At 46.2% G+C, this 7,941-nt stretch carries 6 protein-coding genes and 2 pseudogenes; 2 read left to right on the forward strand and 6 right to left on the reverse strand.

The features are described from left to right. A pseudogene (locus J0895_RS00380) lies at positions 1-317 on the reverse strand (Uma2 family endonuclease); the annotation flags it as partial. 915 nt (positions 318-1,232) lie between these two features. Between J0895_RS00380 and J0895_RS00385 the strand changes: the two are divergent. Beyond that, a complete protein-coding gene (locus tag J0895_RS00385) occupies positions 1,233-1,418 on the forward strand; it encodes a replication restart DNA helicase PriA (RefSeq protein WP_207086170.1) in 186 nt (61 codons plus the stop codon). Between the two features lie 94 nt (positions 1,419-1,512). Here J0895_RS00385 and rlmN read toward each other — a convergent pair whose 3' ends face one another. Then, complete coding sequence (gene rlmN / locus J0895_RS00390) at positions 1,513-2,520, reverse strand: dual-specificity RNA methyltransferase RlmN (RefSeq protein ID WP_207086175.1); 1,008 nt, start codon at positions 2,518-2,520, stop codon at positions 1,513-1,515. 132 nt (positions 2,521-2,652) lie between these two features. Between rlmN and J0895_RS00395 the strand changes: the two genes are divergently transcribed. Beyond that, positions 2,653-2,844 carry a hypothetical protein gene (locus tag J0895_RS00395; RefSeq protein ID WP_207086171.1) on the forward strand — a complete coding sequence of 64 codons (192 nt, stop codon included), beginning with the start codon at positions 2,653-2,655 and terminating at the stop codon, positions 2,842-2,844. 51 nt (positions 2,845-2,895) lie between these two features. Here J0895_RS00395 and J0895_RS00400 read toward each other — a convergent pair whose 3' ends face one another. The 4 genes and pseudogenes from J0895_RS00400 to J0895_RS00415 all read right to left on the reverse strand — a co-directional run. Continuing rightward, positions 2,896-4,611 carry an adenylate/guanylate cyclase domain-containing protein gene (locus J0895_RS00400; RefSeq protein WP_207086172.1) on the reverse strand — a complete coding sequence of 572 codons (1,716 nt, stop codon included), beginning with the start codon at positions 4,609-4,611 and terminating at the stop codon, positions 2,896-2,898. A 142-nt stretch (positions 4,612-4,753) separates the two neighbouring features. Next, a complete protein-coding gene (locus tag J0895_RS00405; RefSeq protein ID WP_207086173.1) occupies positions 4,754-6,307 on the reverse strand; it encodes an NAD(P)/FAD-dependent oxidoreductase in 1,554 nt (517 codons plus the stop codon). 21 nt (positions 6,308-6,328) lie between these two features. Beyond that, positions 6,329-7,417, reverse strand: coding sequence for an ATP-binding protein (locus tag J0895_RS00410; RefSeq protein ID WP_207086174.1), 1,089 nt, complete (start codon positions 7,415-7,417; stop codon positions 6,329-6,331). 164 nt (positions 7,418-7,581) lie between these two features. Further along, positions 7,582-7,941, reverse strand: a pseudogene (locus tag J0895_RS00415) (beta-ketoacyl-ACP synthase); the annotation flags it as partial.

The following is a 7,941-nucleotide window of genomic DNA, read 5'->3' on the forward strand; positions in this document are numbered from 1 at the left end:
GGGAGACAAGACTTCAAAGACGACTTGGGGGGGATGTTGTCTTCTTGCCATTGCAGATAAGACCCACGGTCGCCTTTGGGGCGTCCAAAGGCGACCATCACATCTGGGGCGACTTGCTGTTTATTGTTGCCTTCGACAGGATACCAGAGTAAGTCTCCGGCTACAAATACGTTGGGGTCTTCTTTAAACAGGGCATCTATTCCCCCTTGAAGGGTGACAATCCATTGGAATTGTTCGGTGTTATCTGCGATGGGTTGACCGTCGCTTTCGGGGTAGATGATTGGGGTTTTTGGATTGGTTGTAGTTTCTGGAATCATTGTGGCCTCCGTTGGTTGGTTTGGCTCGAATTAAATGTTAAAACTAGGGGAATTTGAGGTATTTTTTGAGGAGTTTATGATAAAATAATTATAGCAAAATCATCGTGTTTTGGGGTTTTGAGGAGGGGAGTAACTCCACGGATATGAGGGCCTAGGGATTCTCTAATGTTCGTGAAGTTTTGCAGGCGGCAGATCCGCTGATTTTTCGTGACAGGGCGGAGCCATGTCACGAGGATGGGGGGGGGAGGTTCTGGCTGCTGTTAGGGGCTTAATCGGCTGATTTGGGTGAAGTTTTGCAGGCGGCAGATCCGCTGATTTTTCGTGACAGGGCGGAGCGATGTCACGAGGATGGGGGGTAGGTTTGGAGTGGGGATGGAAAATTGAGGATTCAGAAGTACACAATTTTTCTGTCCCCTCTGTGATTTATAATGAAGGATTAGCAAATAATCGCTTAGGCTTTTCGGTTTGATGGGTGTGAGCCGGGGGAGTGACCGATCGCCCATTAGATATCTTTGATTTTTGGGGCATACCCCTGAGATTTGCGGTTGAAACGGGCAAAAAGTGATGGGGATCACGGATCAGGCGGATGGGGATCACTTCCCTCGGGGTGGTTTTCAGGGATGATTCTAATGGAAGACAGAGAATAACTTCTCTGGATTCTACCCGATGAGTTCCCGGTAACGCAATCGGTTTTTACTCAAAAAGATTGTTTTTTTGGATGATTCTGTAGGCAGGAGCCGATCGCCCGTTGAATTTTCCACCAGTCAAGGATGCCAGTCCATGTTATTGACAGGTCAAAAGGCAAAACAGCGATTTTCACCGATTCAGAATCGATTCTCCCTAATCCTGCAAATTTTTCTGTTCTTTTAGTTTCTTGTTTTTTGTCGTCCCATCATTTAACCGAGAGGGTTTAAAATGCAGACACTTCAAGCGATTCGATGTCCCAATTGTGGAAGTCTCGCGGAACGGTATTACTTTTCAAAACGAGATTTCAGTCAGACTCAATGTCCAAGTTGTGACTATTTGATGGTGAGTTGTGTGAGTACGGGTCGCGTAGTGGAGGCTTATGCTCCGGGTCTCTCGGTTCGTCGGTCCCATTAAATTTATAACTCAAATCGATTAATTCTCTCTTCCTGACTAACATTCTTGCTGCTTAATTCGGGCGATCGCATTTCAAAAGGCGATCGCCCTTTTTTTAGGCTTTGGAAGCCCTCAATTGACCACAGGCTGCATCAGCTTCTAATCCCCTGGAATAGCGGACGCTGACTGCAATATGTCGCTTTTCTAAGGCTTCCACAAAGGCTTGTACCCGCTGGCGATTGGGTCGTTTAAAGTCTACTTCCTCAATCGGGTTATAGGGAATCAAGTTGACGTGACTTTGGAACCCGCGCAATAAGCTGGCGAGTTCTTCGGCATTTTGGGTGCGATCGTTAAATTCGGCGAGTAAGATATATTCAAACGTCACCCGGCGTCCAGAAATTTTCACATAGTCCCGACAATCGGCAATGATTTTTTCGATGGAATACCCCCCGGCATTAGGAATCAGTTTTTCCCGGAGTTTTTGGTTAGAGGCATGGAGACTGACGGCAAGGGTAAATTGACCGCGATGTTTGGCGAGTTGGGGGATGCGATCGCGGATGCCGACGGTGGAAATGGTGATGCAGCGTTGACCAATTCCAATATCTTCATTGATTGATCTCACTGCCGCTAAAACATTCTCGGTATTGAGTAACGGTTCTCCCATTCCCATAAACACAACATGACTCACCCGGCGTCCAAAGTCTTCCTGTACGGTTAAGACTTGATCCACAATTTCATGAGTTGCCAAATTGCGAGTAAATCCGCCTTTTCCCGTGGCGCAAAAATCACAACCCATTGGACATCCCACTTGAGAAGAAACGCAAACTGTCAAGCGTTTTTCTGTGGGAATTCCCACCGCTTCAATGATTTGACCATCGGTTAATTGCAGTAAATATTTAATCGTGCCATCGGAGGCAATGGACTTGTGAGAAATAGTCGATCGCCCGAGGGGATAGTCGGCCACTTGTTCACGCCACTGTTTGGAAAATACGGTAATGTCAGCCAGCGATCGCGCGCCTTTGTCATAAATCCAGTTATGCAGTTGTTTTCCCCGATAGGCGGGTTGTTGTTTCTGTTGCACCCATTCGGTTAATTCGGGTAACGAGAGTCCCAAAAGAGGCATTTTCTCCGGGGAAGATTTTCCAGGTTTGGTTTGTTCCACTGTTTCTGTGGCGGGTTGTGCAGCGGTAGGTTGAGGGTTAGTCGTCATGATAGATACAACTCTAAGGGTAGGGGGTCTAGGCGATCGGGATTTGTGGCTAACACAGTTGCAGAACAATTTCAGGCAGTTTCTAGGATACAGAAAGTATCCGGGAAGGTCAGTTCCGTTAACCCCTACTTTAGTTTAGCAACTCTGTGGATTGGAAATCGCCGCCACAATTTATCCAAGCTAGAGGGTCCAGACTGGATGAAGGCGGCAAGGGAGCAAGATGCTCCCACTCCTTAATTTTATGATTCCAGGGCCTTAGACTAGCGATATAAAGCCGGTTTATCGTCACTATCGGTCTAATCCGGTCCCCATGCCATAGCTGTTACTGGTACTTGGATCGGGAAAGGGAAGTAACTTGCGTTCTTTCTCTGCTTTTTCAGAATTCTTACCCAGGAGAAAATAAGTTTTCATTTCTCCTTTGCCTTTAATCATAATGGAACCGCGTTCTTCAAACTGATAGTGTTTTGCTAACAATTGATAAGTATCTTCGCTGACTTGAATCGAACCGGGTAGACCGTGAGATTCCATGCGACTGGCAATATTGACGGCATCTCCCCAGAGGTCATAGATAAATTTTTTCTGCCCGATTACTCCGGCAACGACGGATCCCGTGTTCATGCCAATTCTAATGTTGATATTCTCCTGATGATTGAGATTAAACTGGCCGATCGCCTGCTGCATATCGAGGGCCATTTCCGCGACATCTTTGGCACAATCGGCTTTGGGTTCAGGAAGTCCGCCAACGAGCATATAAGCATCGCCAATGGTTTTAATTTTTTCTAACCCGTGCAAGTCTGCGATGCGGTCAAATTCAGAAAAAATTTCGTTGAGGAGGGTCACCAGTTCCCGGGGAGAAATGCGGGAGGAGAGATTGGTAAACCCGACAATATCCGCAAATAAGATGGTGACATCGGTAAACTGATCGGCAATGGTGGTGGTTTCTTCTTTGAGGCGATCGGCGATGGTTTTGGGTAAAATATTGAGCAGGAGACTTTCAGATTTGGCTTGTTCAATTTCTAATTGTTTTAAGGCATAGATAAATTCTTGGGCGATCGCACTGGCAAAAACCAGAGCTAACAACAACGCAGCCACCAGCAATCCCGTCGCTGCCTGACTGGTTTGGTTAATTCGGTATGCTCCCTGCTGAACTTCTTGACGGGCGATTTCCAGCAGTTGAGCAGAGAGTTCAGCAGCTTGGCGATCAAATTGGGAAATTTGGGCGCGAATTTCCAGATCTAAGCGGATAATTTGTCGGGCGAGAGCTTGATAATCATTGAGGGCATTGAGGGCATTTAATTGCCGTTCTAAAGTTAAGTTAGGGGACTGCCTAATTGCCGTCTGTAACTCCTCGATTGCTTGATATAGGGCAGTACGTTCGGAATTTTGGCGATCGCTGAGATAGTCTTCTTCCCGAAATTGCAGTTGCATATATAACTGGCTTAACTCCTGATCATCAGCAAATTGGAGAATATCCCCCACCCGTTGGGACTTTTGCTGTAAACGAGCCAGTATTCCCGTCTTATCCATCCCTAACTCCCCCACCAATCCGTAAGCTTCTCGAAAACTACTGGCGTACTGTTGCACCATTTCTTCATAAGAAACCACCGCAGGATTGCTCTGACGTAAGGTAGCACTGACTTGCTCTGTCGCCAGTAACGATTTCAGAAGATCGCTAATCGACAGGACCTGGTCAATCTGTTCCCCGTAAGCTCTAGCATATTCCTCTCGCGCATCTAAAAACCCGGTTGTTGACCACTGTTCAAAAAAGTCATGTTCTAGGCGACGGGCTTTGTCTAAAGCATCATTCATTTCAAACACCAATCGTTGTAGTTTAATGCTACTAACAATGGTTGCTTGAGTTTCGCTTCTCACAAAGCTCAAAGACAGCCATCCCGTTGTGGCAACCCCTCCCAAAATCAACATTAGCCCAATGAAAGCCGAGCTAAATTTTGCCGTGATATTTGAACTGCGCCCAGATTGATTTAAGCCTTGCCATTTCTTCATAACATTTCCTCAAATTCAGGCTCAACACCAAGAGATTTTTGAGTTCTGAGTAGATGCACCCCATGAGTTTCCTGAGCGTCTGACGGAAGATAGATGCACCGTTTTCTGATGAAGAAACGGCAAAGATGGTCAGCCAAACAGCTTAACTTTCGCAGTCGCCCCCGGATCCGTATTGCCAAGCTTGAATCCAGCGATGGCAATAATATTGTTGGGCGGGGGGTAACCGATTAACCCAGGTTTCACACCGTTGTCCGATGGGGGATAAGGCACTATAAATGCCCAGGTTAAGGTAATGCTGCATCCAGTCTACCAAAGCCGGGAGTCCGACTTGAGGAATGACTCGAAAGACGGAATGAGTTTGAGCGATCGCAGTTTTAAAAAGGGTTTGGGAGAGTCCGCCAAATTGAATCACATCTTGTAAAAATGGTTTAAGGACTGGATCTCCTAACTGTTCCATACAAGTAAAAACGCCGGAAAGGAGTTCATTAATTTGATTCGGTGCGAGTTGTTGTTCCATCCCGACACTCATCGCTCTTTGAAACAACCAAGTGACCGAAATATTCGGCTGATAGGGTTGTAATCGGGCTAAGGCACTTGAAGAGAGCATCTCTCGTGATAATGCCTCATCAATGCCCTCGGTTAGGCGTTTGAGGTGGCGCAACATGGCTCCAAATCCCCCAAAACTCAGAGGAGATTGGAGTCCGCTACTATCCCCAACCGCCAGAATTCGGTCCCAGGGCGATCGCACTGGACTGTCTCGATAGGCGGGAAAAAACCCAAACAGCGCCCGCACAAATTCTAACTGGTCTAACTCTACTTTTTGATATTCTGGCAACAACTTTAAGTAATCTTCAAATAACTCGGTTAAACTCAGGCGATTGGGATGGGCATCTAAATAAGTAAATAAATAAGTAGTTCGACCATCTCTTGCGGGAAAAGCTTCCCAAAAATACTGACATTGCTTTTGAATTGGTGTGAATGAGGTGATTAAATCTCCCGTTTCATTATGGGGAAATCCTTTCGCACAACTGCCGACAACCAGACAGACACTATCGGGTTTTTGTCCTTGGCGAATTTGGCGGACAATGGGGGAAAAATGCCCCATGACATCGAGGAGTAAGCGCGCCGTAAAGGATTGTCCCGTTGTACTTTTGACGACGATGCCATTGGGGTGAATGCTGGCACTTTCAAACGGGGTTTTTTCAAAAATTTGACCCCCAGCTTGTAAAAAGCGGGCTTTGAGGGTGTCGAGAAGATACACTGGATCAACGCCGATGTTGAGAACGTCGCGGACCCAGAATTCGGGACCGCCATTAAATTGAATGCGGGCGGGATTGTATTGGGTGGCGATCGCCTGTTCTAGCTGTTCTTCTGAAAGTAAATCTAGTTCTAAAAATACCGTTAATTCTTCGCGGGAAATGTTCCATTCTTGATCTCGACCCCGCAGGATACCGCGCTCAATTAAAGCCACACGCCACCCTTTAACGGCTAAAGCAGCCCCGATAAAAATTCCTAACGTGCCACCACACACTAAAATATCCCAGTCCAGCTTGTTGACAGGTTGTGACTGTTCGGTGATGACAGAGGGAATCACTTGGGGATTGTTTTTAAGGGATTGCCAGAGGCGATCGCTGCGATGGAGTCCTGTGAGAACATCACCGGGTAGTTGAGAGAGAATGCGTTCAGTCAGGGTCATGGTTTTAACTCAAATTTCGACTCAACAAAGGGGTAAGCGGATATAAAATGTTGTGCCTTTTCCAGCTTGAGATTCAAAGGTAATATCGCCCCCATGTGCTTCCACAATCGAAAGCGCGATCGCCGTTCCCAGTCCCGTTCCACCGCGCTTGCCATAAGTGACAAAGGGATCGAATAATCGGGCTTGAATGGCTTCAGGAATGCCCGGGCCGGTGTCAGCAATTTTGATCAGGGCATCCCGGTGCAGCTTCGTTGCAACCATGACAATTTGTCCCCCCTGACCATCTAAGGCTTCTACTGCATTTCCGACTAAGTTCTGCCAGACGCGCATCAGTTTATTTTCATCGGCATTCAGAACAATATTATCACAGTTAAGAATAAACTTTATATGAAATTGATTCCAATAAATAAAATTTAATCTTTGAAATTTTTCTAAGGTTTCGGCTAAATTAATAGGCTTTTTATTTAGAACTGCGTTACCACGAGTAAATTCTAAAATCTCCTCAGTCATGACTAACATTTGATTGATTTGCGCTTGAATTAAACTGCACCATTCTTGAGTTTCTTCATCCTTATGCAAATCTTTCAACATGGAAGTGGCTAAAGAAATCCCGGTAAAGGGACTTTTAAAATCATGAATAATGGTATTTGCCATCTCTCCGACGGCCATCATTTTATGTTTATGGACCATTTGATTCACATATTGTTCAGTGGTCAGCCGCAGATAATGGATAATATGGTGAAATAATTGCAACACCACCTTTCCCGGAGAGCGTTCTAAAATATCCATCAAGCGATCACGCGGGATTTTGGCAATGGTGACTGGGGTGCAAGCCACGGCCCTGGCACTGCGGGGTTGTCCATCTAAAACACCAAACTCGCCAAAAAAGTCATTTTCCTCAGCCCAGGCCACATTTTGATATTGACCTAATCCGCCTCGTTTGCTAAATTCAATTTTGCCGTCTAAAACGAGATACAAAGAATCAGGTTTTTCATTTTCTTCAAAAATAACCGTACCTTGGGGAAATTTTTCTATTGTCGCACTCTGGCATAATTCCGGTCTTTGTTCGGGGAGAAAATATGAAATAAATCGATGCGATTCCAAATCCATGTTAAGTTACCTGCATCGGGAATAGACTAGGGGGATTGACTCTATCCTACGAAAGTTTAGGGATGGGGTAAATGCCTCTTTTAAAAGTTTTTAGCCTTGTGGATCGCTTTTTCCGGTTTGGAGACTAACACCGGGGGGGACAAGACAGACGAGCGGGAAAGGTTTTATTGTCCTAAAGCTAACACAGCATTCTGTCCGCCAAAGCCAAAACTAAAACAGAGGGTGTGTTCTACCGGGATTTGACGCGATCGCCTCACGAAATCCAGTTCAAATTCGGGGACAGTCAACCCCACACAAGGGGGTAAACAGCGATCGCGCATCGCCAAGAGACAAAAGGCCGCACCCAAAGCCCCAGAAGCGCCTAAACTATGACCTGTGGCTCCTTTGGTCGAACTCACCGGCACACCTTGGGGAAAGAGGGAAGCAATTAATTTGGCTTCAGTGCAGTCATTGAGGTGGGTGCTGGTGCCATGAGCGTGAATATAATCAATTTCTGACGGGTGCAACTGCGATCGCCTCAGACA

It is taken from the genome of Phormidium pseudopriestleyi FRX01 (genome assembly GCF_017313335.1).
Taxonomy (GTDB): Bacteria; Cyanobacteriota; Cyanobacteriia; order Cyanobacteriales; family Laspinemataceae; genus Laspinema; species Laspinema pseudopriestleyi.

Bases quoted from the DNA above. Each gene is read 5' to 3' on its own strand.
- J0895_RS00385 (WP_207086170.1), top strand. From the start codon at position 1,233: ATGCAGACACTTCAAGCGATTCGATGTCCCAATTGTGGAAGTCTCGCG.
- rlmN (WP_207086175.1), bottom strand. From the start codon at position 2,520: ATGCCTCTTTTGGGACTCTCGTTACCCGAATTAACCGAATGGGTGCAA.
- J0895_RS00400 (WP_207086172.1), bottom strand. From the start codon at position 4,611: ATGAAGAAATGGCAAGGCTTAAATCAATCTGGGCGCAGTTCAAATATC.
- J0895_RS00405 (WP_207086173.1), bottom strand. From the start codon at position 6,307: ATGACCCTGACTGAACGCATTCTCTCTCAACTACCCGGTGATGTTCTC.
- J0895_RS00410 (WP_207086174.1), bottom strand. From the start codon at position 7,417: ATGGATTTGGAATCGCATCGATTTATTTCATATTTTCTCCCCGAACAA.